This window comes from Micromonospora sp. CPCC 205539 (assembly GCF_036906815.1).
In the GTDB taxonomy this organism is placed as follows: domain Bacteria; phylum Actinomycetota; class Actinomycetes; order Mycobacteriales; family Micromonosporaceae; genus Micromonospora.
Genome location: NZ_JBAKHW010000037.1, coordinates 42104 through 64859, shown reverse-complemented (window position 1 = coordinate 64859; position 22756 = coordinate 42104). Strand labels below are relative to the sequence as shown.

Below are 22756 nucleotides of genomic sequence, written 5' to 3'. Positions count from 1 at the left end.
GAGGAAGGTGGCGCTGGTTAGTGCCGAATCAATGCGCTGTCGCCACTCCTCGCCCCAGCTTATCGACTCGCGATCAATGAAGATCTTAAGCTGGACGGTCATGCCCGCTCGCTGTCCAGCATGGCCATCTGCGCCTCGTCGTAGCGGCTGCCGGCTGCCGCGTCGGCCGGCACGGCGGTTTCGATGGCGGCCAGGTCCGCCTCGGTCAGGGTGACCGTCGCGGCGCCCAGGGCCTCGGTCAGACGGTCCCGGCGACGGGCGCCGACCAGCGGCACGATGTTGTCGCCGCGGGCGGCCACCCACGCGATGGCGATCTGCGCCACGGTGACGCCTCGGGCGTCGGCGATGGTGCGCAGTGCGTCCACCAGGGCCAGGTTGCGGTCCAGGTTCGCGCCGGCGAAGCGGGGCAGGTGGCTTCGGAAGTCGGTGCCGGAGGTCTCCCGTCCCGCCGTCCAGTGGCCGCTGATCAGGCCACGGGAGAGCACCCCGTACGCGGTGATCCCGACGCCCAACTCGCGGGCCGTCGGCAGGATGTCGGTCTCCGGGCTACGGGAGATCAACGAGTACTCGATCTGGAGGTCGGTGATCGGGTGCACCGCGTACGCCCGGCGCAGCGTCTCGGCGCTGACCTCGGACAGGCCGATGTGCCGGACGTGGCCGGCCTTGACCAGCTCGGCGATGGTGCCCACCACGTCCTCCACCGGCACGTCCGGCGTGAGCCGCGCGGGGCGGTAGATGTCGACGTGGTCGGTGCCCAGCCGCCGCAGGGTGTACGCCAGGAAGTTCTTGATCGCGGCGGGTCGGACGTCGACGCCGTTCCAACCGCCCTCGGCGTCGCGCAGCGCGCCGAACTTCACGCTGATCACGGCGTCGTCGCGGTTGCGGCCGCGCAGCGCCTCGCGCAGCAGCAGCTCGTTGTGGCCCATCCCGTAGAAGTCGCCGGTGTCGAGCAGGGTCACGCCGGCGTCGAGCGCGGCGTGGATGGTGGCGATGCTCTCGGCCTCGTCGGCGGCGCCGTAGAGGTCCGACATGCCCATCAGGCCGAGCCCGAGCGCGGAGACGGTCGGGCCGGTGGTGCCGAGGGTGCGGGTGTCCATGGGTCTTCCTCTCACCTGGGTTACCCAGCGACCGTACACCGTTCGACTGACAGATACCAGATTCTGTCAGTCGAACGGTGTACGGGCCTGGCGAGAGGCCAGCTAATCCCCGTCGACGCGGCGGTCACGTTTGCGCTGGGACTGGCGCTTCTTCTCGGCCAGCCGGCGCTCCTTCGCACCCCTGGAGGGGCGGGTCGCCCGGCGGGGCGGCGGCGGAGGCGCCGCCGCCTCACGCAGCAGCGCGGCCATCCGCTCGCGGGCTGCCTCCCGGTTGGCCAACTGGGCCCGGTGCTCACTGGCCGCGATCGTCAGCACCCCGTCGACCAGGCGGTTGGCCAGCCGGGCCAGCGCCCGGGACCGGACCGACTCGGGCACACCCGGCGAGTTGGCCAGGTCGTAGCTCAGCTCGACCCGGGAGTCGGCGGTGTTCACACCCTGCCCGCCCGGCCCGGACGAGCGGGAGAAACGCTCCCGCAGCTCGCCGGCGGGGACGACCCACCGGTCGGTCACCCGCAGTCCGTCGTCCACGTCCAGAGGCTAACCCGCGCCGCCAGCCCGCAGGTCACCGGCGCGGAGCCTCAGTCTGCGTTGCGGACGGGCTGGGCGCCGGACCGGCGGTCTCGTCGTCCGAGCCGGACGCGGCGTACGCCACCGCACCGATCAGCAGCAGCGCGATCACCGCCGCCTTGGTGGCGACCCCCCGGATCAACAGCCAGGCGCCCCGACGCGCACCCGGTATCGATTTTTTGGCGGTCTGGTAGTCACTCCACCCGCGTCGCGCGCGGGTGTACGCCGACCCCACTGCACATCCGATGATCAGGCCCCCCACCAGGAGAACCACGAAGAGAGGACGCTCCACCTCCGCCAGTATCCATACTCAGCGTGATATTTCCATGGCCCGATGCCCTCTGGCCGGATATCCGACAGTGTCGACGTTCCCACTGGCCGCCAGCGGGCCCTCGGGCAGCTCAGCCGCCCTTGCCGATGATCGTGTCGGCGGTCTGCTGCACCTGGTCGATCGGGATGGCGAAGCCGATGCCGATCGACCCGTTGCCGTCGATGGTGGCGATCGCGGTGTTCACGCCGACCACCTCTCCCCGGGCGTTGACCAGTGGTCCTCCGGAGTTGCCGGGGTTGATGGACGCATCGGTCTGCACGGCGGTGTGCCGGTTGTTGCCCAACCGCACCTGACGGTCCAACGCGCTGACGATGCCGGCGGTGACCGTGCCGGACAGACCCAGTGGCGAGCCCACCGCGAGCACCGGCTCACCGACCCGGGTGGCGCCCGGCTTGGCCAGCGGCAACGGCGCGAGCCCTGCGGACGGCGGCACCTTCAGCACCGCGAGGTCGCTGCTGGGCTCCCGGCCGATCACCTCGGCGGCGAACCGACGGCCGTCGGGCAACTCCACCGTCACCGGCCCACCACCCCCCTTGGCCAGGATGTGGTCGTTGGTGATGAGGTGTTGCTGATCGTCCACGGCGAAGCCCGACCCGGTCGCGGACCCGCCGGTCGCGCCACCGGCGAGCACCGACACCACGCCGGGTACGGTCCGCTCGGCGGCGGTGACCAGCTCCGCCGGAACCGGGGCGGCGGACGCCGCGGCCGCACCCGGACCGTCGTCCCGGCTGGCCACCACGCCACCGGCGATGGCGCCCGAGACCACGGAGAGCGTCACCACCGCCAACGCGGCGAGCAGTCGGCCCGGCCGTCGCCCACCGGGGTCCCGCCGGGAGTCGGCCGGATCCCACCAGCCACGCCCGTCCGGGCCGAGTTCCGGCGAGATGAACCAGGGACCGCGCGGTTCGCCCAGTCCGGTCTGCACTGCCATGCGTACTCCTCACGGTCGAAGTCCGTTGCGTACGGCGGGTCAGGGCAGCCGGGAGAACCAGCGCATCGAGCCGGCGGCGGCACCCATCGCGAAAACCAGTCCGAGGCCGATGAACCGGGCCGAGACGTCCTGCCGCTCGGTGCGGTAACCGACGGAGCTGCCGATGTCGTCGTAGACGGCGCGTAGCTCCTCGGTGGTGCTGGCCTCGTGGAACATGCCGCCGGTCTCGTCGGCGACCGCCTTGAGGGTCTGCCCGTCGACCGGCACCTGGATCGGCCGGCCGCCCCGGTCCACGAACCCGGACGGTGTGCCGAAGGAGATCGCGTGCACCGGCACCTTCGCCGCCACCGCCTCCGCGGCCGCCTCCATCGGGTCCATTCCGGAGGTGTTCGCGCCGTCGGAGAGCAGGATGATCCGGGCCGGCGGCGGTTCCTTCGCGGCCTCGCTGTCCAGGCTCTTGACCGCGCCGAGCGAGGTGTTGATGGCCTCGCCGATCGCGGTGCCCTGCACCCCGGTGATCCCCTCGGCGAGGCGGCCGATCCCCTCGTCCAGCGCGTTCCGGTCGGTGCCCGGTGGCACCAGGACGGCGGCGCTGCCCGCGAACGCCACCAGGCCCACGTTGAACTCGTCGGGCAGGCCCTCGACGAAGCGCCGGGCCGCCTGCTTGGCGGCGGCCAACCGGTCCGGATCCACATCGGTGGCGAGCATCGAGGTGGACACGTCCACCGCCACCATCACCGTGGCGCGTTCCCGGGGCACCTTGACCTCGGCCGTGGGGCGGGCGAAGCCGACCACGAGCAGCGCCAGCATGGCCAGGAAGAGCCCGGCCGGAACGTGTCGGCGCCAGGCCGGCCGCTCCGGTGCCACCCGGTCCAGCAGCCGCAGGTTGGTGAAGCGGACCGCGTACCGGCTGCGTCCCCGCTGCATCACCAGGTACGCGACGACCAGGGCGAGCACGCCGATCAGCAGCCAGAGCCGCAGCGGCGACTGCCAGATCACGCGGCACCTCCCCGGAGGGCACCGGCCGGCGCGGCGGCCAGTCGGCGCTGGGCGTGCACGTGCCGGACGATGTCCACGCTCCAGTCCCGGTCGGTGCGCAGCGCCAGGTGGGTGGCCGCACTGCGGCGCAGCGCCTGGTGGATCTGGTCGCGCTGGGCGGTGGCAGCCTCGGCGTACCGCTCCCGCAGCTGACGGTCCGATGTGCACACCTCGCGCCGACGCCCGGTCTCCGGGTCGACGAGCGTGATCAGGCCGACGTCCGGCAGCTCCAGTTCGCGCGGGTCGGTCACCTCGATCGCCAGCACCTGGTGCTGGGCGGCCAGCCGGCGCAGGGTCCGCTCCCAGGGCGGCGGTTGGTCCGGGTTGTCGGGCAGGCCGTCGAGGAAGTCGGAGACCACCACGACCAGCCCACGGCGGTTGGCGAACCGGTGCAGCGCGGTGAGCCCGTCCGCCAGCTCCGGCGGCCCGACCGGCGCCGGGGCGGTGCGCCCGGTCTGGTCGCCGGGCCCGGTGGCGCGCGGGGCCGCCAGCAACGCGCGCAGCAGACCGAGCAGATGGGTACGCCCGCTGCGGGCCGGAAACCGGCGTACCCCGTCGGCGCGCAGCACCTGGGCACCGAGCCGGTTGCCGACACCGGCGGTCAGGAACCCGACCGCCGCCACCGCGGCCACGGCCAGCTCCCGCTTGTCCAGCTCGGCGGTGCCGAACTCCATGCTGGCGCTCGCGTCGACCAGCAGCCAGGTGGTCAGCTCGCGGTCGGCGTCGACCTGTCGGACGTGCGGCACGGCGGTCCGGGCGGTGACCGCCCAGTCCATCCGGCGGACCTCGTCCTCGCCCGGCCGGTACTCGCGACTGCCGGCGGGCTCGCTGCCCGGACCGGGCAACAGACCGCGGTACTGGCCGTGCAGCAGCCCGTTCAGTCGCAGGGTGACGGTCAGCTCCAGGCGACGCAGCCGCTGGTCCGGGGCCAGCTCGGCCAGGCCGGGGTCGGCCGCCGGCGCGATGCTCGTGCGCCTCATGCCGCCGCCAGGTCCGGGGTCTGCTGCGGATGCGCGGTGGCGAGCCGGGGCGGCGGTACGGCCTCGACCAGCCGGCGGACCACCGACTCGGCGGAGATTCCGTCGGCCACCGCGTCGAAGGAGAGCACCAGCCGGTGCGCGAGGACGTCCACGGCCAACTCCCGGACGTCCTCGGGCAGCACGTACTCCCGTCCGCGCAGCAAGGCCTGGGCCCGCGCCGCCGCGACCAGACCGAGGGTGGCCCGGGGACTCGCTCCGTACGCCAGCAGCGGCGCGATCTCCGGCAGCCCGAACCGGCCCGGGTCGCGGGTGGCGAGGATGAGCCGGACCACGTACTCGGCCAACGCGTGGTGCACGAAGACCCGCTCGGCCCGGGCCTGGAGGTCCCGGAGGCGTTCCGCGTCGAGCACCCGGCGGGGGGTCGGCCGGTCGGTGCTCATCCGGTAGAGGATGGCCAGCTCGTCGGCGTCGCTCGGGTAGTCCACCACCACCTTCATGAGGAACCGGTCGCGCTGCGCCTCCGGAAGTTGGTAGACCCCCTCGGACTCGATCGGGTTCTGGGTCGCCAGCACCAGGAACGGCGTGGGGACCGGCCAACTGCGCCCGCCGATGGAGACCTGCCGTTCCGCCATCGCCTCGAGCAGGGCCGACTGGACCTTGGCCGGGGCGCGGTTGATCTCGTCGGCCAGCACCAGGTTGGCCATGATCGGACCCAGCTCGATGTCGAAGGTCTCCTTCGACGCCCGATAGATCCGGGTGCCGACGATGTCCGAGGGGACCAGGTCCGGAGTGAACTGGATTCGGGAGAAGGTGCCACCGACCACGGTGGCGAGGGTCTGCGCGGCCAGCGTCTTGGCCACGCCGGGTACGCCCTCCAGGAGGCAGTGCCCGTTGGCCACCAGGGCGGTGAGCAGGCGCTCGACGAGCCGATCCTGCCCGACGATCACGCGTTTGACCTCGAAGAGGGTCTGTTCCAGCTCGACGCCGGTCGGTTCGGGTTCGACCGGGCTGGGCATGCTGGCCAGGGTGTCCGAGATGTCCGTCACGGTGCTTGCTTCCCGGGCGGCGGCCCGGCAAACGTCGGATTGTGGGTGCCGGAGCGCCCCTTTGGGCCCCGAACCGGGATCAGCCGCCCGTACGGGGGACGACGGGTGCGCGTCCGGCACGACTGAACCCGCAGGGGCAGGAGTCACCCCATCGGTGACGAGTGGCGCCGCCTGGCGCCGAAGGGCACGGACCGGCCCCCGCGCCGGAACGCGGGGGCCGTCGCTGGTGCGGTCAGGGAGTGTGAGTGAGCAGGGTGAAGCCCAGGTCGGCCGGGGCTCCGGCCGAGTTGCGGGTCTGGACGAAGACCGCGTTGGGCGTGCTCAGCCGCGGCGCCACCGAGACCTCGCCGGCCGGCGGGATGCAGCACGCGTCGGCCCGCGAGATGGTGGCCAGGAAGGCCCCGGCCGAGACCGTGTAGCCGAACTGCACCTCGTACTGGCCGACGCCGTACTTGAGCACGGTGCCGACGCCGCGGGCCTTGGTGCCGTTGCCGTTGACGACGGTGTAGACGTTGGTGGCGACCAGCGGGGTCGCTCCGTTGGCCTTCAGCGCGGCCTGCGCCTTACGCGCCGACTCGGCCGTCACCGGTGGCTGAGTGTCCGCGCCGCGGCCCGTGGGCTGGACGGCCTCCTGCGGCGCCTTCGCCGACGGCTGAGCGACGGCGATCCCCCCACCGACCAGAGTGAGCCCCAGTACGGCGAACGTGACCGCTGCCGCCTTGCGTCGGAAAGATGTGGTCATGACAGGTCCCCCTTGTGTGACCGTGCGAATTCGGCCGACCCGCGGGGCGGGACGGATAACTGCCTCTGAATAATTCGACGACGACAAAGGAACCGGAGGAAGGTCTCTCACGCACAACTGGTGAGTTTCAATTTCTTCACAACCACATCCGGTCTGAGCTGGGATTACTACCCAGAGTTGCGTCGTTGGAGCCAGGTGGAACGTAGCACCGCAAAAAGCTCACCGTCAATAGTTGATCTCGCATTATCGAGCTGTCGGTCAGCCGTCAGAGCAATAGTGAAAAGTGAGCCCATCACCATTCATGAAATGGTGATGGGCGCAGCCCGCTAGGCTGATCGCCATGATCGTCGACGCTCCACCCGCCCCTGCGGACACGCCGACCCGACCCCGGTGGGCCCGCATCGGGACGGCGCTCTGCTGGTTGACGGTCGCACCGACAGCCGCCTGGGCGGCCGTCCGACTCGCCGGCCTCGACCGTGGGCCACTGGTGCAGGCGCTCGCCTTCACCCCGTACGTCGCGGGATGGAGTGTGGTGGCCCTGGCCCTCACCCTCGCCCTGCGGCGCTGGTGGCCGGCGGCCGTCGCGGCACTGGCCGCGGTAGCGCTGGTCGGTCTGGTCGCACCCCGGGCGCTGGCCGCCCCACAACCGGCGGCGGCCGGCCCGACCGTCCGACTGCTCACGGCCAACCTGCTCGCCGGCGCCGCCGACGCGCGGACGCTCGTCGAACTGGTCCGCCGACACCGGGTCGACGTGCTCACCGTGCAGGAGTTCACCCCCGACGCACAGGCCGCCCTGGACCGGCTCGGCCTCGACCGGCTACTGCCCCACCGACAGCTCAACGCGCAGGTCGGCACGCCCGGCTCCGGCCTCTACTCGCGGTGGCCGATCACCGACGCCGGCATCCGGCAGAACCGCGGCGGCTGGGGCTTCAGTCAGGCGTACGGGACCCTGACCGTCCCCGGCGGGCCATCGGTCCGCGTCGAGTCCGCCCACCCCGCCGCCCCGTACGCGCTGGATCAGGTCGGCGCCTGGCGGGCCGACCTGATCGCCCAGCCACCGGCCACCCCGGACGGCGGCCTGCGGATCCTCGCCGGAGACTTCAACTCCACCCTGGACCACAGCCCGCTGCGGGCCCTGCTGCGCACCGGCTACGTCGACGCCGCCGACGCCACCGGGGAGGGGCTGACCGGCACCTGGGGCCCGTACGACGGAGACCTGATCCCACCGGTCACCATCGACCACGTGCTGGTCGACCACCGCATCGCCGTGCGAACCGTGCGAGTGCTGACCCTCCCCGCAACCGATCACCGCCCCGTCCTGGCCACCCTCACCCTCCCCACCCCGTGACCCCCCACTCCACGGTGGGGATCAGGATTGCGCGGGGGCCGGGGCCAGGCCATAGGTGAGCGCGTCCACCAGGGCGTGCCAGCTCGCTTCGACCACGTTGGGGTGCACGCCCACCGTGGTCCAGTCGCGGCCGGCGCCGTCGCCCGTCTCGAGCAGCACCCGGGTGACCGCCCCGGTGCCGTGGCTGCCCTCCAGGATGCGCACCTTGTAGTCGGCCAGCTCGAAGCCGCGCAGCTGCGGGTAGTGCCGGGCCAGGCCGACCCGCAGCGCCTCGTCCAGGGCGTTGACCGGGCCGTTGCCCTCGGCGGTCGCGATCACCCGCTCGCCGCGTACCCGAATCTTGACGGTGGCTTCGGAGACGACCGCGCCGTCCTCGCGGTGCTCGACCAGCACCCGGTACGACTCCAGGGTGAACGGTCGGGCCGGCAGGCCCTCCGGCAGCTCGGAGCGGACCAGCAGCTCGAAGGAGGCATCCGCCGCCTCGAAGGACCAGCCGCCGGCCTCCAACTCCTTGACCCGGTTGGTGACCCGGGTCAGGGCCTCCGGACGGCCGGCCAGATCCAGGCCGAGCTCCTTGCTCTTGAGCTCGACGCTGGCCCGGCCGGCCATCTCGGTGATCAGGATCCGCATGTCGTTGCCCACCACCGACGGGTCCACGTGGTTGTAGAGCAACGGGTCGACCTTGATCGCGCTCGCGTGCAGCCCCGCCTTGTGGGCGAAGGCGGCGGCCCCGGCGTACGCCTGGTGGGTGTCGGGGGCGATGTTGGCGATCTCGGCGATGGCGTGCGAGACCCGCACCATCTGTTCCAGGCAGCCGTCCGGTAGGACGGGCATGCCCAGCTTGAGTTGGAGGTTGGCGACGACCGCGAAGAGGTCGGCGTTGCCGGGGCGCTCGCCGTACCCGTTGGCGGTGCCCTGCACGTGGCGGACGCCCGCCTCCACGGCCACGATCGTGTTGGCCACCGCGCAGGCCGTGTCGTTCTGCGCGTGGATGCCGAGCAGCCCCGCGTCGATGCCGAGCCGACTGGTCAGGTCGACGATCGCGGCGGTCACCCGGGACGGCAGCATGCCGCCGTTGGTGTCGCAGAGCACCATCCGCTCGGCGCCGGCGGCCAGCGCGGTCTGCACCACGGCCGCGCCGTACGCGGGGTCGTGGCGGTAGCCGTCGAAGAAGTGTTCGCCGTCGACGAAGACCCGGCGGCCCTCGCGGACCAGGTGGCTGACGGTGTCGTGGATCATCGCCAGGTTCTCCGCGCCGGTGGTGCGCAGCGCACGCTCGACGTGCCGGATGTCGGCCTTGGCGACCAGCGCCACCGCCGGGGTCTCGGCGTCCAGCAGGCCGCGCACCTGTGGGTCGTCGGCGACGGCGACACCGGCCTTGCGGGTGGCCCCGAAGGCGACCAGCACGGCGTGCCGGAGGTCCAGCTCGGTACGTGCCCGGCGGAAGAACTCGGTGTCCTTGGGCACCGCGCCCGGCCAGCCGCCCTCGATGAAGCCGACGCCGAACTCGTCGAGCAGCCGGGCCACCGCCAGCTTGTCGATCACCGAGTAGGTGAGCCCCTCGCGCTGGGCGCCGTCGCGCAAGGTCGTGTCGAAGACCTGGAACGTCATCAGGATCCTTTCTCGGAGCAACAAAAAGACCTCCCGCGGATGCGGGAGGTCTGCGCGCTCGGCGGAGGGGGGCCGGCGCGCTAGGTCGCAATAATCAGGGCGGTGCTGGTCACGCTCGTCACTCTGCCACCCCTCCCCTGGTTTTGGGAGGAACAATCCACATGGCGGGATGGCGCCCGCCGTTCCGTAACTCGCAAGGAGGACCATGGGCCTGGACGCGATCAAGGCGGCCCTGCCGGGGTACGCCGCGGACATCACGCTCAACCTGGGCTCGATTGCCACCACCACGGCGCTCAATCCCGTGCAGGCCTGGGGCACCGCGCTGGCCGGTGCGGTGGCCGCCCGCAATCCGATGGTCCTGCGGGAGATCGCGGCCGAGGCTTCCGGGCACCTCACACCGGAGGGCATCGAGGCGGCCAAGGCGGCGGCGGCCACCATGGCGATGACCAACGTCTACCACCGGGCCACGCACCTCATCGGTGACGAGCGGTACGCCTCGATGCCGGCCCGACTGCGGATGCGGATCGTCGCCCGGCCCGGCGTGCACAAGGGCGACGTCAAGCTCTGGTGCCTCGGCGTGTCGGCGATCATCGGCTGCGGTGCCTGCCTGGAGTCGCACGAGACGGCGTTGCGCGGCCTCGGCTTCACTCGCGAGCAGGTGCTGGAGGCGCTGCGGATCTCCGCCGTGGTGCACGCCGCGGCGGTCACCCTGGACGCCGAGGCCGCACTGGCCTGATCCGGTACGCCCCACTGTTTCCGGCCCCCGCCCGCCGGGTAGCTCCTGCGGGGACGCACCCACGACGCCGGGACGACCGGCGACAGGCAGGAGTGAACGGCATGGACAGGATCGACCCACACGCCACCCACGCCGGGCCGGACCCGCTGCGCGGCGGCGACCAGGGTGCCGTGGCCGGCGGCGCGCCCGCCGGCGCCTTCGACCCCTGGCGCTACCGGGACCAGGCCGGGGTGGCCGACGCCGATCTGGTCGGCTACAAGGTCGAGGCCACCGACGGCGGGATCGGCAAGATCGACAGCGCCAGTCACGAGGTGGACGGCAGCTACCTGGTGGTGGACACCGGCCCGTGGGTCTTCGGCAAGAAGGTGATGCTGCCGGCCGGCACCGTGAACCAGGTCAACCACGACGACCGCACGGTCTCCATCGACCGCACCCGCGACCAGATCAAGGCCGCCCCGGAGTACGACGAGGCCAGCCACAGCGACCCGGCCTACCGGGACCAGCTGGGCGGCTACTACGACGAGACGTACGGCGCGCTGCCGCCCGGCACCGCCCGCTGACCGAACGGGACTGACGGCCGGTGGGGCTGACAGCCCTGCCGGCCGTTACCGTGTCAGCGTGGACGCCATCGACGACAGCCGACAGATCTCGTTGCCCGCGACCTTCAACTTCCGCGACGCCGGTGGCTACCTCGGCCACGACGGCCGCACCGTACGCCGGGGCCGGCTCTACCGCTCCGACTCGCTGCACCGCCTCACCGAACAGGACCGGGACGCGTTCGCCGCGTTCGGCATCCGTACCGTCATCGACCTGCGCCGCCCGAGTGAGGTGGACCGGGACGGCCGGGTGCCGGCGTACCAGGGGCTGACCTACCGGCACATCCACCCGGACCACACCGAGTGGACCGACCAGCCGCACGAGGAGGGCACCAGCCTGGCCCGCTACCTCGCGGACCGGTACGCCGACCTGGCGCAGACCGGCACCGCGGGGCTGGCCGAGGCGGTCGGGCTGATCGCGGACGCCGCCAACGCCCCCGTGGTGGTGCACTGCGTCGCGGGCAAGGACCGCACCGGCATCGTCTGTGCGTTGACCCTCGCGGTGCTGGGGGTCGACGACGCCGACATCGCCGCGGACTACGCGCTGAGCAGCGAGGCGTCGGCCCGGTACAGCGCCTGGCTGGCCGCCACCAACCCGGACGGCGTGGACGTGCCGGCGCCGTTCCTGGCATCGCCCGCCGAGGCGATGCAGACCTTCCTCGCCGAGCTGCGCGAGGGGCACGGGTCGATCGAGGATTACCTGCGCCACGCGGGAGTGACCGACGAGCAGCTCGCCGCCCTGCGCGACCACCTGCTCGACTAGCCGCCGTCCCTCCGTGCGCGTCGATCTAGGGCATATCGCTGCGAGTGGATCTCGGAGCACGACGATATGCCCTAGATCGACGGCGGAGTGGGTGTCAGAAGACCCGGTGGACCCAGCCCTGCGGGTCGGGGGCGACGCCCCGCTGGATGTCGACCAACTGCTGGCGCAGCTCCATGGTGACCCGACCGGGCTCGCCACCGCCGATCAGGAACTCGCCGTCCGGGAACCGGACCCCGCCGATCGGGGTGATCACCGCGGCGGTGCCGCAGGCGAAGACCTCGCGGAGCCGGCCGCTGGCCGCGTCGGCCTGCCAGTCCGCGAAGGTGACCGGCCGCTCCTCGACCTGGTGCCCGGCCGCGCCGGCCAGCGTCATGACCGCGTCCCGGGTGATGCCCGGCAGGATCGTGCCGGTCAGCGGCGGGGTGACCACCGTGTTGTCGTCGTAGACGAAGAAGACGTTCATGCCGCCCAGCTCGTCGACGAACCGGCGCTCCACCGCGTCGAGGAAGACCACCTGCTCACAGCCGGCCTCGATGGCCTCGGCCTGCGCCGCCAGCGAGGCGGCGTAGTTGCCACCGCACTTGGCCGCGCCGGTGCCGCCGGGAGCTGCCCGCGTGTAATCCGGTGAGACCCAGACGGTGACCGGCTTGACCCCACCCGGGAAGTACGCCCCGACCGGCGACGCGATCACCAGGTAGAGGTATTCGTTGGCTGGCCGGACGCCGAGGAACACCTCGCTGGCGAACATGAACGGCCGCAGGTAGAGGCTGCCGTCCTCGCCGGTGGGAATCCAGTCGCGGTCGATCTCGATGAGCTTGTGCAGTGAGTCGACGAAGACATCGGCCGGCAGCGCCGGCATCGCCATCCGCTGCGCCGAGTCGGCGAACCGGGCGGCGTTGGCGTCCGGCCGGAACATCGTCACGCCACCGTCGGCCGTCCGGTACGCCTTCAACCCCTCGAAGATCTCCTGCGCGTAGTGCAGCACCGCGCTGGCCGGGTCCATCGGAATCGGGCCACGCGCCTCCACCCGGGCGTCGTACCAGCCCTTGCCGTCGGCGTACCGGACGGTGACCATGTGGTCGGTGAAGACCCGGCCGAACCCGGGATTGGTCAGCAGAGTTGCCCGATCGGCGACGGATACCGGCGCGGGATTCGGACGGATCTCGAAGTCGAGCTTGTCACCACCGCTCATCGCGCTGACCTCCCTGCGGGACAACGGCATGCGGGATCGCACACCGACATGGCTGTGTCAGAAACCTACCCCGAACGCTCGTTCAGAGGTAGCGCCGGTCGGTGCTGGCAGCGGGCACGGATGGCACGCCGGACCGACCCGAGCGCCACCAAGGGCCCGGGGCGGTCAGGCTACGGCGTGGGCGGCGAGCCGGTCGCCGACCTCGGCGGTGCGCAGCGCCACGCCCGGGGTCCGGCCGGCCAGCTCGGCGGCGACCGCCGCGTTGACCCGGGCCGCGGCCTCGGCATGCCCGAGCTGCTCCAGTAGCAGCGCGGCGGAGAGCACCGCGGCGACCGGGTCGGCGACGCCCTGCCCGGCGATGTCCGGAGCCGAGCCGTGCACCGGCTCGAACATCGAGGGGTACGCCCCCTCGGGGTTGATGCAGCCGCTGGCGGCCAGCCCGATGCCACCGGTGATCGCGGCGGCGATGTCGGTGAGGATGTCGCCGAACAGATTGTCGGTGACCACCACGTCGTAGCGCTGCGGCTGGGTGACCAGGAACATCGCGGCGGCGTCGACGTGCTGGTACTCGGTGGCGATGTCCGGGTGCTCGGCGGCGACCGCGTCGAAGGTGCGGGCCCAGAGCGACCCGGCGTGGGTGAGCACGTTGGTCTTGTGCACCAGGGTGACCTTGCGCCGCTCCCGGCGACCGGCCCGGGCGAACGCGTCGCGGATCACCCGCTCGACGCCGTGCCGGGTGTTCAGGCTCTCCTCGGTGGCGACCTCGGCGGGGGTGTCCCGGTGCAGCGAACCGCCGGCCCCGGCGTAGAGCCCCTCGGTGCCCTCGCGCACCACCACCAGATCGACCTCGCCGGGCTTCACGCTGCTCAGCGGGCCGGCCACCCCGGGCCAGAGGCGGGACGGGCGCAGATTGACGTACTGGTCGAAGGCGAATCGGAGCTTGAGCAGCAGTCCCCGCTCGAGCACCCCCGGCGGCACCGTCGGGTCACCGACCGCGCCCAGCAGGATCGCGTCGTGCTCGGCGAGCTCGGCCAGCACCGAGTCGGGCAGGACCTCTCCGGTACGGTGCCAGCGGGCGGCGCCGAGGTCGTACTCGGTGGCCTGCACACCGGGCAGCACGGCGTCGATGACCTTGCGGGCCTGCGCGACCACCTCGGGCCCGATGCCGTCACCGGCCACCACCGCGATCCGTGCCACGCCCGCACTCCTCTGCTCGACTGCCCCGTCGGGGCCACGGTACGTCGCCATCCCGCTTTCCGGTACGAAGCTTCCAGAATTTGGGATGCAAATACACAGCACCCTCTCAGGTGGGACTCATGGGGCGGTCATCTCCGCTGCCTAGCGTGGGGGTCAGCGGGTCACGGGGGCCTGCGACACGGTGTTGCGACGTCGCGGCACCACGTGCGAGGGGGCAGATGCCATGCGCATCGACGAGCAGCCGCGGACCCGCTGGCCGGATCCGTCGGTCTTCCGGAACCGTCGGCCGGACCTGCGGCTCGGCACCCATCGGAACCGGATCGACCCGGCCGACGCCGCCCAGGGCCGGATCGCCGTGCAGCACACCGTCCGCACCGCGACCGCCGAGTACACCCTGATCATCAACGCTCCCGAGAGGCTCGGCCGTCGGGGCGTCGGCGAGGCGCTGCGCGACAGCGTCGCGGAACTGCGCGCCATCGACCTCACGTACGGGCCGAACCGGCCGGAGAGCCTGGTCTCCAAGCTGCGCCGAGGCGAGATCAGCCCGGACTCGTACCCCCCGCTGGCCGACCTGGTGGATCGTTGCGCCGCGATGCGCGCCGCCACCGACGGGTGGTTCGACGCGTGGGCGGTGCCCGGCGGCTTCGACCCGGGCGGCCTGCTCGGCGGCTGGGCGGTGGAACGGGTCGCGGCGCGGTTGCGCGCTGCCGGCATCCACGACTACGCCGTGCTCGCCGGCGCCGATCTGGTGGTGCGCGGTCACGCACCGCACGGCGGGCCCTGGCGCGTGGCGGTGCACCATCCCACCGCGCCGGAACGCGCGCCGCTGGTGCTGGAAATGACCGCCGGCGCGGTCGGCACCTCGGGGGTGACCGGCCGGCAGGGGCACGTGGTGGACCCGCACACCGGCGAGGTGGCGGACCAGATGATCGCAGCCACCGTCGTCGGCCCCGATCTGGCGATCGCCGACGCCTACGCCACCGCGCTGTACGCCGCCGGCCCCACCGGGCTGGCGTGGTTCCGAGCCGGCTCCGAATACCGCGCGCTCTTCGCCCACCGGCGCTGAGCGAGGGCTTCTCCGTCGATCGCCGAGCGGCTCCCCCCCGTCGATCGCCGAGCGGCTCCCCCCGTCGATCGCTGAGCGGCTCCCCCGTCGATCTAGGGAAAATCCTCGCTGGTGGATCTCAATACACGGCGATACGCCCTAGATCGACGCGGCCGGGGCGGCGCGGGGCGCGGCGGGCGGGGGCGGGGCGCGGCGGGCGGGGGCGGGGGCGCGATCGGCCCCCACAGTCTCGGCAACGACCGTGGGGGCCGGTCAGCGACGAGTGCGCGTGGCTTGCGCAACCGAGGGGTGCGGACCGGTCGCGCCGGACGTCGACCGCGTCACCCGAAGACGGGCCGACGCCGCGAACTCGGCCAGTGACCGCAGTCCGTACGCTAGCGAATCGACGCAACTCGACGCAAGAGTCTCCACAGCGGACCGTCTTGGTCGGAGGATCGCAGGTCGGTGATTGGCCTGGGGCGAGGCAGTTTCGACATGGTGAACGCTGAGTGGCACGCTGTCCGCCGTGAGTTTCGATCTGAGTGTGTGGGCCCTGGCGGACGGGGCGACGCCCGAGGACGTGCGGGCAGCGGTCAAGGGTTGCCGGCAGGGGCAGCACGTGGACCGTTACCCGGACCCACGGGTGGTCAGCTTCTACCGAGCGATCACCGCCTCGTACCCGGACCGGCACCCCGGCCCGGACAGCCCGTGGGCGGTGGCGCCGTTGCACGCCGCGCACGACCATGTCGAGCTGAACCTGCACCCGACCTGTGCGGACCAGGTGCTCTTGGACATCGAGCGGCTGGCCGGTGAGCACGGGCTGATGCTGTTCGACCCGCAGGACGGCTCGGTCTATCCGCCTCCGGCGCGGCTGCCCGGCTGACCCGACCCGGGCAGCACGGACACTCCGCCCCGGGTATGCCAAAGGGGCCCGGCGGATCGCCGGGCCCCCCGTGGTGCTGCCGTGGGACTACTCGTCGCGCAGATCCGCGGCGCTGGCCGCCGTCGCGCCGATCGAGTCGGCCGCCGAGGTCAGCAGGTCGGCGCCGAGCGCCTGGTCGACGGTGAGCGTCATCAACGTCTCGCCGCCCGCCTCCCGCCGCGCCACCTGCATGGCGGCGATGTTGATGCCCGCCTCGCCGAGCAGGGTGCCCACCGTGCCGACGACGCCGGGCCGGTCGACGTAGCGCAGGAAGAGCAGAATGCCCTCCGCGCCGATCTCCACGTCGAAACCGTCCACTTCGGTCAGCTTGATGACGTCCCGGGTGCCCGTGTGGGTGACCGTGCCGGCGACACTGACCGTCCGACCGTCCGGCAGCGCGCCGCGCACCGTGACCAGGGTGGGGTGCTCCGCCGTCTCGGCCAGGCTGGCCAGGGTGACCTCGACGCCGCGCTCGGCCGCCAGGTGCGGCGCGTTGACGTAGGTGACCTGCTCCTCGACCACCGAGCTGAACAGGCCCTTGGTGGCGGCGAGCTTGAGCACCGAGACATCGTGGTTGACGATCTGGCCGCGGACCTCGACCGTGACGCTGGCGGCGATCCCGCCCGCGACGGCGGTGAACGCGCGGCCGAGCTTCTCGGCCAACGGGAGCAGCGGCCGGACGTCCTCGGCGACCACGCCACCGGCCTGCACGTTGACCGCGTCCGGGACGAACTCGCCCTGCAGCGCCAGCTTCACGCTCTTGGCCACCGCCAGGCCGGCCTTGTCCTGCGCCTCGTGCGTGGAGGCACCCAGGTGCGGAGTCGCCACCACGTTGTCGAAGGCGAACAGTGGCGACGAGGTGCACGGCTCCTTGGAGTACACGTCGATGCCGGCGCCGCCGACCCGACCCTCGGCGATCGCGTCGGCGAGCGCCTGCTCGTCGACCAGGCCACCACGGGCGGCGTTGACGATGCGGACGCCGGGCTTGACGATCGCCAGCTCCTTCTCACCGATCAGGCCCACGGTCTCCGGGGTCTTCGGCAGGTGGATGGAGATGAAGTCGCTCTCCCGCAGCAGCTCCTCCAAGCCCACCAGGCGTACGCCGAGCTGCGCCGCGCGGGCCGGCTGGATGTACGGGTCGTACGCGATCAGCCGGGTGCCGAAGGCGGCGATTCGAGACGCGAAGAGCACCCCGATGCGGCCGAGCCCGACCACGCCGACGGTCTTGCCCTGCACCTCGACGCCGGTGTACTTCGACCGCTTCCACTCCCCCGCCTTCAGCGCGGAGCTGGCGCTGGCGGTGTTGCGGGCCACGGCGAGGAGCAGCGCGACGGCCTGCTCGGCCGCGGAGACGATGTTGGAGGTGGGGGCGTTGACGACCATGACGCCCCGCGCCGTGGCGGCCGGCACCTCGACGTTGTCCAGCCCGACGCCGGCCCGGGCGACCACCTTGAGTCGCGGCGCGGCGGCGACCGCCTCGGCGTCGATCTGCGTCGCGCTGCGCACGATGACAGCGTCGGCCTCGGAGAGCGCCGAGAGCAGGGCCGGACGGTCGGTGCCGTCGACATGACGAACGTCGAAGTCGTGGGCGAGCACGTCGATGGCGGCGGGAGCGAGTTCTTCGGCGATCAGTACGACAGGATTCATCGGTCCTCGTAGACGTCGTGTTTGCGATCGGCCGGGGCGACAAGGTGCGTCACTGCGCCCTGCGCTGATCCGTGCCGTGGCCGTCAGGTGCCGGCTACGCACCTACAGGCGATCGTAGGGGCTCGCTCGTCGGCATGTTCCGGTCAATGGGGTGAGGGCCCTCACACGCCGCGTCGGGCGACGGCCACCTCCCGTTCACTCTTGCCTCGCTCGCCTACAACGGACGCAGCACCCCCGCTCGGACAGGAGGCGCCATGTCGCTCGCTGTTCGCATCGCGCTGCGCCGCCGCCTCGCCCACCTCGACGTCGACCGGTTCGGCCCCGGGCTGGCCGAGGCGTTGGTCACCCGGTCCCAACAGGTGAAGATCCGCCGCAGCTTCGTGCTCCGCCGCACCGCCGCAGCCGACGAGGCGGTCGCGCTCTATCGGCGGCTGATCCAGGACCAGCCAGGCCGGCACGAGGTGGGGCTCGCGCGGGCGCTCGTCGCGCAGGCCTCGGTCCCCGATGACCGCACCCTGTCCTCTGCCCTTGAGCAGGGCCGGGAGGCGATCGGGTACGTCGAGGACGTGACCGGCCGGGACGGGCTGGTCGTCCTGGCCGCTGCCAGGCTGATGATGGCCGGTCAACTCTGCCCCCACGCTTCCCGGGACGCACTCCCGCTTGCCGAGCAGGCCCGGGAGACATGGTTACGTTGCGCGCCACTCGGCGTCCACGAGCAGATCTCCTTGGCGCGGTCGCTCACCGTGCTCGGTCACTGCCATTCGGTGCTGGACGCGCCGGCCGAGGCGCTGGCCGCCCGCGAGGAGGCGGTCGAGATCTTTCGGCAGCTCTCCGGCTGGACACGGCTCAAGTACTGGCCCGCCCGGACTGACGCGGTGGCAGGGCTGGCCGATTCCCTCGCCACCGCGGGACGGTGGGCCGAGGCCCTGACGCTGACAGCGGACGTCCGCGAGGACCTGACCTTCTTTGCCCGTTGGGAGCCACGGCGATTACGGCCGACGCTGGGCGGACTGTTGTTCGTGATCGCCAGGTGTCACGCAGGGCTCGGCGAACCGGAGGCGGCCGTGACGGCCGCTCAGGATGCGGTCAGGCACTACCGTTGGCTGGCCGACCACGATCCCGTCCGTCACCAGCAACGGTTGATCGTCGCGCTGCGTACGCTGGCCGGCATTCTCAAGGGCCTCGGCCGATACGAAGAGGCGGCCTGGGCAGCGGGTGAGGCCGAGGCGATCGAAGGCCGTTGACGCACTGCGGAGGAGCGCCACGGCCGACGGCCGTTGACGCAGTGCGGAGGAGCGCCGCGGCCGACGGCCGGCGACCCGCGCTGGGGAGAGCGCTGGATCGCCGGCCGTCGATGAACCGTCGGTCGGCCGGGAGTGGCCGGACAGCCCGGTGGAGACGTCAGGCGGTCTCGGTGATCGGGCGGTCGACCCAGCTCATCATGCCGCGCAGCTTCTTGCCGGTCTCCTCGATCGGGTGCGCGGCGCCCTCGGCCTGCCACTTGGTGAAGTTGGGCCGGCCCGCCTCGTCCTCGGCCACCCACTCCCGGGCGAACTCGCCCGACTGGATCTCCCCAAGGATCTTGCGCATCTCGTCCTTGACGCGGGAGTCGATGATCCGCGGGCCACGGGAGAGGTCGCCGTACTCGGCGGTGTCGGAGATGCTGTAGCGCATCTTGGCGATGCCGCCCTCGTACATGAGGTCGACGATCAGCTTCAGCTCGTGCAGGCACTCGAAGTAGGCCACCTCCGGGGCGTAGCCCGCCTCGGTGAGCACCTCGAAGCCGGTCTGCACCAGGGCTGCCGCGCCGCCGCAGAGCACCGCCTGCTCGCCGAAGAGGTCGGTCTCGGTCTCCTCGGTGAAGGTGGTCTTGATCGCACCGGCACGGGTGCCGCCGATCCCCTTGGCGTACGCCAGGGCGAGCGCGAACGCGTTGCCGCTGGCGTCCTGCTCGACGGCGACCAGGCAGGGCACACCCTTGCCATCGGCGTACTGCCGACGGACCAGGTGGCCGGGGCCCTTCGGCGCGACCATCGCCACGTCCACCTCGGCCGGCGGCTTGATCAGCCCGTACCGGATGTTGAAACCGTGCCCGAAGAAGATCGCCTTGCCCGGGGCGAGGTTCGGGGCGATCGACTCGGTGTACAGGGAACGCTGGGCGGTGTCCGGGGCGAGCACCATGATCACGTCGGCCTCGGCGGACGCCTGCGCCGGCGTGACCACCCGCAGGCCCTGCTCTTCGGCCTTGGCGCGGCTCTTCGAGCCCTCCGGCAGACCGATCACCACGTCGACGCCGGAGTCACGCAGCGACAGCGCGTGTGCGTGGCCCTGGCTGCCGTAACCGATCACCGCGACCTTCTTGCCCTGGATCAGGCCGAGATCGGCGTCGTCGTCGTAGTACACCTCAACACTCATGGAACTTCCCTTTCGGTACGACGGCCCGATTGGCCCGTCGTGGTTGGTGCGGATGGGTCGGTTCAGGCGGCCCGGAGCGCGGGACCGGCGGTGATCGAACGCGAGCCGCGCCCGATCGCCACCAGCCCGGACTGGACCATCTCCTTGATGCCGAAGGGCTCGAGGTCGCGCAGCAGCGCGTCGAGCTTGTCCGGCGTGCCGGTGGCTTCGATGGTCAGCGTGTCCGGTGCCACGTCGACCACCCGGGCGCGGAACAGGTTGACCGTCTCCAGGACCTGGGTGCGGGCCGACCGGTCGGCGCGGACCTTCACCAGTAGCAACTCCCGGGCGACCGAGACCTGCGGGTCCAGCTCGACGATCTTGAGCACGTTGACCAGCTTGTTGAGCTGCTTGGTGACCTGCTCCAGGGGGGATGACTCCGCGTTGACCACGATGGTGATCCGGGAGACGTCCGGGTTCTCGGTCTCGCCGACGGCGAGGCTGTCGATGTTGAACCCGCGCCGGGAGAACAGGCCGGAGACCCGGGCCAACACACCGGGCTTGTTCTCCACCAGCACGGACAGGGTGTGCATGGTCATGCCACGACCTCGCTTCGCTCGGTCATGACCTGACCGCTGATTCGTTCGCTGTGCTCACTCATGGTCAGATGTCATCCTCGTCGAAGGCCGGGCGGACGCCGCGGGCGAACATGATCTCGTCGTTGCTGGTGCCGGCGGCGACCATCGGCCAGACCATGGCGTCCTTACCGACCACGAAGTCGATCACCACGGGGGCGTCGTTGATCTCCATGGCGGCGGCGATGGTCGCGTCCACATCCTCGGCGTTCTCGCAGCGCAGCCCGACGCATCCCAGCGCCTCGGCGAGCTTGACGAAGTCCGGGATGCGGTGCTTGTGAGTGCCGAGGTCGGTGTTCGAGTACCGCTCGTTGTAGAACAGCGTCTGCCACTGGCGGACCATGCCGAGGTTGCCGTTGTTGATCACGGCGATCTTGACCGGGATCCCCTCCAGCGCGCAGGTGGCCAGCTCCTGGTTGGTCATCTGGAAACAGCCGTCGCCGTCCACCGCCCACACGACGGTGTCCGGCTTGCCGACCTTGGCGCCCATCGCCGCCGGCACCGCGTAGCCCATCGTGCCGAGCCCGCCGGAGTTCAACCAGGTGTACGGCTTCTCGTACGAGATGAACTGGGAGGCCCACATCTGGTGCTGGCCCACCCCGGCCACGAAGATCGTGTCCGGGCCGGCGATCTCGCCCAGCCGCTTGATCACGAACTGCGGGGAGAGCGTGCCGTCGGCCGGCTCCTCGTAGCCCAGCGGGTAACGGTTACGCAGGTCGTCCAGCTGTGCCCACCAGTCGCCCAGGGCCACCTCGTGCCCCGCCGCCCGCTCGACACTCACCGCGGCGATCAGCTCGTCGATGACGTGTCGGGCATCACCCACGATCGGCACGTCCGCGTGCCGGTTCTTGCCGATCTCGGCGGGGTCGATGTCGGCGTGCACCACCGCCGCGTCCGGGGCGAACGAGTCGAGCTGGCCGGTGACCCGATCGTCGAAACGTGCACCCAACGCGACGATCAGGTCGGCCTTCTGCAGGCCGTAGACCGCGGCGACGGTGCCGTGCATGCCGGGCATCCCCAGGTGTTGCCGGTGCGAGTCGGGGAACGCGCCGAGCGCCATCAGCGTGGTGACCACCGGAATGCCGGTCAGCTCGGCCAGCTTGCGCAGCCCGTCGGTGGCACCGGCCTTGAGCACCCCGCCACCGACGTAGAGCACCGGCCGACGGGCCGCGGTCATCAGCCGGGCCGCCTCGCGGATCTGCTTGCCGTGCGGGTGCAGGGTGGGCCGGTAACCGGGCAGGTCCAGGGTGGGCGGCCAGACGAAGGTGGTCGGCGCCTGGAGCACGTCCTTGGGGATGTCGACCAGCACCGGACCGGGGCGGCCGCTGCTGGCCAGGTGGAACGCCTCGGCCAGCACCTGCGGGATCTCTTCGGCGCTCTGGACGAGGAAGTTGTGCTTGGTGATCGGCAGGGTGATGCCCTGGATGTCCGCCTCCTGGAAGGCGTCGGTGCCGATCGACGGGCGAGCCACCTGACCCGTGATCGCCACCATCGCCACCGAGTCCATGTAGGCGTCGGCGATCGGGGTGACGAGGTTGGTGGCGCCCGGGCCGGAGGTGGCCATGCAGACGCCGACCTTGCCGGTGGCCTGCGCGTACCCGGTCGCCGCGTGCCCGGCGCCCTGCTCGTGGCGGACCAGGATGTGCCGGACCGTGGAGTCGTAGAGCGGGTCGTACGCCGGCAGGATCGCCCCGCCCGGGATGCCGAAGACGACGTCGACGTCGAGCGCTTCCAGGGACCGCACGAGCGAACCGGCACCGGAGACCTGGGCCGGAGCGGGTGTCCGTACCGCCGGGACGACCGGGGTGGCGGCGGCGCGGGCGGTGGCGGGGTCGACGTCACCGGCCGGCTCGGCGGTGGCGCGGGCCCGCCGGGCGGTGTGGGCGAGGGTCTCGGGCGTGGGTCTCGTCATGGCGGTTCAGGCCTCCGGCTGGAGTG

At 71.8% G+C, this 22756-nt stretch carries 22 protein-coding genes; 7 read left to right on the top strand and 15 right to left on the bottom strand.

Translation table 11 applies throughout. The features are described 5' to 3' along the window. Window positions 1-98: 98 nt before the first annotated feature. The 8 genes from V6V47_RS26295 to V6V47_RS26260 all read right to left on the bottom strand — a co-directional run bounded on the left by V6V47_RS26295 (window position 99) and on the right by V6V47_RS26260 (window position 6732). On the bottom strand, window positions 99-1097 hold the full coding sequence (locus V6V47_RS26295) for an aldo/keto reductase (protein WP_334631052.1): 999 nt from the start codon (window positions 1095-1097) through the stop codon (window positions 99-101). Between the two features lie 102 nt (window positions 1098-1199). Further along, on the bottom strand, window positions 1200-1625 hold the full coding sequence (gene arfB / locus V6V47_RS26290; protein WP_334631051.1) for an alternative ribosome rescue aminoacyl-tRNA hydrolase ArfB: 426 nt from the start codon (window positions 1623-1625) through the stop codon (window positions 1200-1202). Window positions 1626-1659: 34 nt separating this feature from the next. Next, window positions 1660-1806 (bottom strand): hypothetical protein, encoded by a 147-nt coding sequence (locus tag V6V47_RS26285; RefSeq protein ID WP_334631050.1) that lies wholly within the window; start codon window positions 1804-1806, stop codon window positions 1660-1662. 259 nt (window positions 1807-2065) lie between these two features. Next, complete coding sequence (locus V6V47_RS26280) at window positions 2066-2926, bottom strand: S1C family serine protease (RefSeq protein ID WP_334631049.1); 861 nt, start codon at window positions 2924-2926, stop codon at window positions 2066-2068. Window positions 2927-2965: 39 nt separating this feature from the next. Continuing rightward, window positions 2966-3925: a VWA domain-containing protein gene (locus tag V6V47_RS26275; RefSeq protein ID WP_334631048.1), complete on the bottom strand. Its 960-nt coding sequence runs from the start codon at window positions 3923-3925 to the stop codon at window positions 2966-2968. Then, entirely contained in the window at window positions 3922-4944 is a 1023-nt protein-coding gene (locus V6V47_RS26270; protein WP_334631047.1) for a DUF58 domain-containing protein, read from the bottom strand. Before V6V47_RS26270 ends, V6V47_RS26275 begins: the two co-directional genes overlap by 4 nt. Further along, window positions 4941-5990: an AAA family ATPase gene (locus tag V6V47_RS26265; protein ID WP_334631046.1), complete on the bottom strand. Its 1050-nt coding sequence runs from the start codon at window positions 5988-5990 to the stop codon at window positions 4941-4943. Before V6V47_RS26265 ends, V6V47_RS26270 begins: the two co-directional genes overlap by 4 nt. A 232-nt stretch (window positions 5991-6222) precedes the next feature. Further along, window positions 6223-6732 (bottom strand): hypothetical protein, encoded by a 510-nt coding sequence (locus tag V6V47_RS26260; RefSeq protein ID WP_334631045.1) that lies wholly within the window; start codon window positions 6730-6732, stop codon window positions 6223-6225. Window positions 6733-7072: 340 nt separating this feature from the next. On the opposite strand from V6V47_RS26260, the gene V6V47_RS26255 reads away from it, so the two are divergent. Continuing rightward, window positions 7073-8080, top strand: a complete 1008-nt coding sequence (locus tag V6V47_RS26255) for an endonuclease/exonuclease/phosphatase family protein (protein WP_334631044.1) — start codon at window positions 7073-7075, stop codon at window positions 8078-8080. 21 nt (window positions 8081-8101) lie between these two features. Here V6V47_RS26255 and cimA read toward each other — a convergent pair whose 3' ends face one another. Continuing rightward, window positions 8102-9691: a citramalate synthase gene (cimA, locus tag V6V47_RS26250; RefSeq protein ID WP_334631043.1), complete on the bottom strand. Its 1590-nt coding sequence runs from the start codon at window positions 9689-9691 to the stop codon at window positions 8102-8104. 205 nt (window positions 9692-9896) lie between these two features. Here cimA and V6V47_RS26245 point away from each other — a divergent pair, with 205 nt between their 5' ends. From V6V47_RS26245 to V6V47_RS26235, 3 genes are all read left to right on the top strand, one after another. Then, window positions 9897-10427, top strand: a complete 531-nt coding sequence (locus tag V6V47_RS26245) for a carboxymuconolactone decarboxylase family protein (protein ID WP_334631042.1) — start codon at window positions 9897-9899, stop codon at window positions 10425-10427. 101 nt (window positions 10428-10528) lie between these two features. Next, entirely contained in the window at window positions 10529-10987 is a 459-nt protein-coding gene (locus V6V47_RS26240) for a PRC-barrel domain-containing protein (protein ID WP_334631041.1), read from the top strand. Between the two features lie 58 nt (window positions 10988-11045). Further along, window positions 11046-11786, top strand: coding sequence for a tyrosine-protein phosphatase (locus V6V47_RS26235; RefSeq protein ID WP_334631040.1), 741 nt, complete (start codon window positions 11046-11048; stop codon window positions 11784-11786). Window positions 11787-11880: 94 nt separating this feature from the next. On the opposite strand, the gene V6V47_RS26230 is transcribed toward V6V47_RS26235, so the two are convergent. Both V6V47_RS26230 and V6V47_RS26225 read right to left on the bottom strand, forming a co-directional pair. Beyond that, entirely contained in the window at window positions 11881-12978 is a 1098-nt protein-coding gene (locus tag V6V47_RS26230; protein ID WP_334631039.1) for a branched-chain amino acid aminotransferase, read from the bottom strand. Between the two features lie 165 nt (window positions 12979-13143). Beyond that, complete coding sequence (locus tag V6V47_RS26225; RefSeq protein WP_334631038.1) at window positions 13144-14175, bottom strand: 3-isopropylmalate dehydrogenase; 1032 nt, start codon at window positions 14173-14175, stop codon at window positions 13144-13146. A gap of 223 nt (window positions 14176-14398) precedes the next feature. On the opposite strand from V6V47_RS26225, the gene V6V47_RS26220 reads away from it, so the two are divergent. Both V6V47_RS26220 and V6V47_RS26215 read left to right on the top strand, forming a co-directional pair. Next, window positions 14399-15241 (top strand): FAD:protein FMN transferase, encoded by an 843-nt coding sequence (locus V6V47_RS26220; RefSeq protein ID WP_334631037.1) that lies wholly within the window; start codon window positions 14399-14401, stop codon window positions 15239-15241. 505 nt (window positions 15242-15746) lie between these two features. Further along, window positions 15747-16103 carry a hypothetical protein gene (locus V6V47_RS26215; RefSeq protein WP_334631036.1) on the top strand — a complete coding sequence of 119 codons (357 nt, stop codon included), beginning with the start codon at window positions 15747-15749 and terminating at the stop codon, window positions 16101-16103. Window positions 16104-16190: 87 nt separating this feature from the next. Here V6V47_RS26215 and serA read toward each other — a convergent pair whose 3' ends face one another. Continuing rightward, entirely contained in the window at window positions 16191-17789 is a 1599-nt protein-coding gene (serA, locus tag V6V47_RS26210; RefSeq protein WP_334631035.1) for a phosphoglycerate dehydrogenase, read from the bottom strand. Between the two features lie 254 nt (window positions 17790-18043). Between serA and V6V47_RS26205 the strand changes: the two genes are divergently transcribed. Further along, a complete protein-coding gene (locus V6V47_RS26205; RefSeq protein ID WP_334631034.1) occupies window positions 18044-19033 on the top strand; it encodes a hypothetical protein in 990 nt (329 codons plus the stop codon). Window positions 19034-19190: 157 nt separating this feature from the next. On the opposite strand, the gene ilvC is transcribed toward V6V47_RS26205, so the two are convergent. From ilvC to V6V47_RS26190, 3 genes are all read right to left on the bottom strand, one after another. After that, window positions 19191-20204 (bottom strand): ketol-acid reductoisomerase, encoded by a 1014-nt coding sequence (ilvC, locus tag V6V47_RS26200; RefSeq protein ID WP_334631033.1) that lies wholly within the window; start codon window positions 20202-20204, stop codon window positions 19191-19193. A gap of 62 nt (window positions 20205-20266) precedes the next feature. Further along, a complete protein-coding gene (gene ilvN / locus V6V47_RS26195) occupies window positions 20267-20782 on the bottom strand; it encodes an acetolactate synthase small subunit (protein WP_089017348.1) in 516 nt (171 codons plus the stop codon). A gap of 64 nt (window positions 20783-20846) precedes the next feature. After that, window positions 20847-22730: an acetolactate synthase large subunit gene (locus tag V6V47_RS26190; protein WP_334631032.1), complete on the bottom strand. Its 1884-nt coding sequence runs from the start codon at window positions 22728-22730 to the stop codon at window positions 20847-20849. Window positions 22731-22756: the final 26 nt, after the last annotated feature.

Bases quoted from the DNA above. Each gene is read 5' to 3' on its own strand.
- V6V47_RS26255 (WP_334631044.1), top strand. From the start codon at position 7,073: ATGATCGTCGACGCTCCACCCGCCCCTGCGGACACGCCGACCCGACCC.
- V6V47_RS26190 (WP_334631032.1), bottom strand. From the start codon at position 22,730: ATGACGAGACCCACGCCCGAGACCCTCGCCCACACCGCCCGGCGGGCC.
- V6V47_RS26205 (WP_334631034.1), top strand. From the start codon at position 18,044: ATGTCGCTCGCTGTTCGCATCGCGCTGCGCCGCCGCCTCGCCCACCTC.
- V6V47_RS26230 (WP_334631039.1), bottom strand. From the start codon at position 12,978: ATGAGCGGTGGTGACAAGCTCGACTTCGAGATCCGTCCGAATCCCGCG.
- V6V47_RS26295 (WP_334631052.1), bottom strand. From the start codon at position 1,097: ATGGACACCCGCACCCTCGGCACCACCGGCCCGACCGTCTCCGCGCTC.
- V6V47_RS26280 (WP_334631049.1), bottom strand. From the start codon at position 2,926: ATGGCAGTGCAGACCGGACTGGGCGAACCGCGCGGTCCCTGGTTCATC.
- V6V47_RS26240 (WP_334631041.1), top strand. From the start codon at position 10,529: ATGGACAGGATCGACCCACACGCCACCCACGCCGGGCCGGACCCGCTG.
- V6V47_RS26220 (WP_334631037.1), top strand. From the start codon at position 14,399: ATGCGCATCGACGAGCAGCCGCGGACCCGCTGGCCGGATCCGTCGGTC.
- V6V47_RS26270 (WP_334631047.1), bottom strand. From the start codon at position 4,944: ATGAGGCGCACGAGCATCGCGCCGGCGGCCGACCCCGGCCTGGCCGAG.
- ilvC (WP_334631033.1), bottom strand. From the start codon at position 20,204: ATGAGTGTTGAGGTGTACTACGACGACGACGCCGATCTCGGCCTGATC.
- ilvN (WP_089017348.1), bottom strand. From the start codon at position 20,782: ATGACCATGCACACCCTGTCCGTGCTGGTGGAGAACAAGCCCGGTGTG.
- cimA (WP_334631043.1), bottom strand. From the start codon at position 9,691: ATGACGTTCCAGGTCTTCGACACGACCTTGCGCGACGGCGCCCAGCGC.
- V6V47_RS26245 (WP_334631042.1), top strand. From the start codon at position 9,897: ATGGGCCTGGACGCGATCAAGGCGGCCCTGCCGGGGTACGCCGCGGAC.
- serA (WP_334631035.1), bottom strand. From the start codon at position 17,789: ATGAATCCTGTCGTACTGATCGCCGAAGAACTCGCTCCCGCCGCCATC.
- V6V47_RS26260 (WP_334631045.1), bottom strand. From the start codon at position 6,732: ATGACCACATCTTTCCGACGCAAGGCGGCAGCGGTCACGTTCGCCGTA.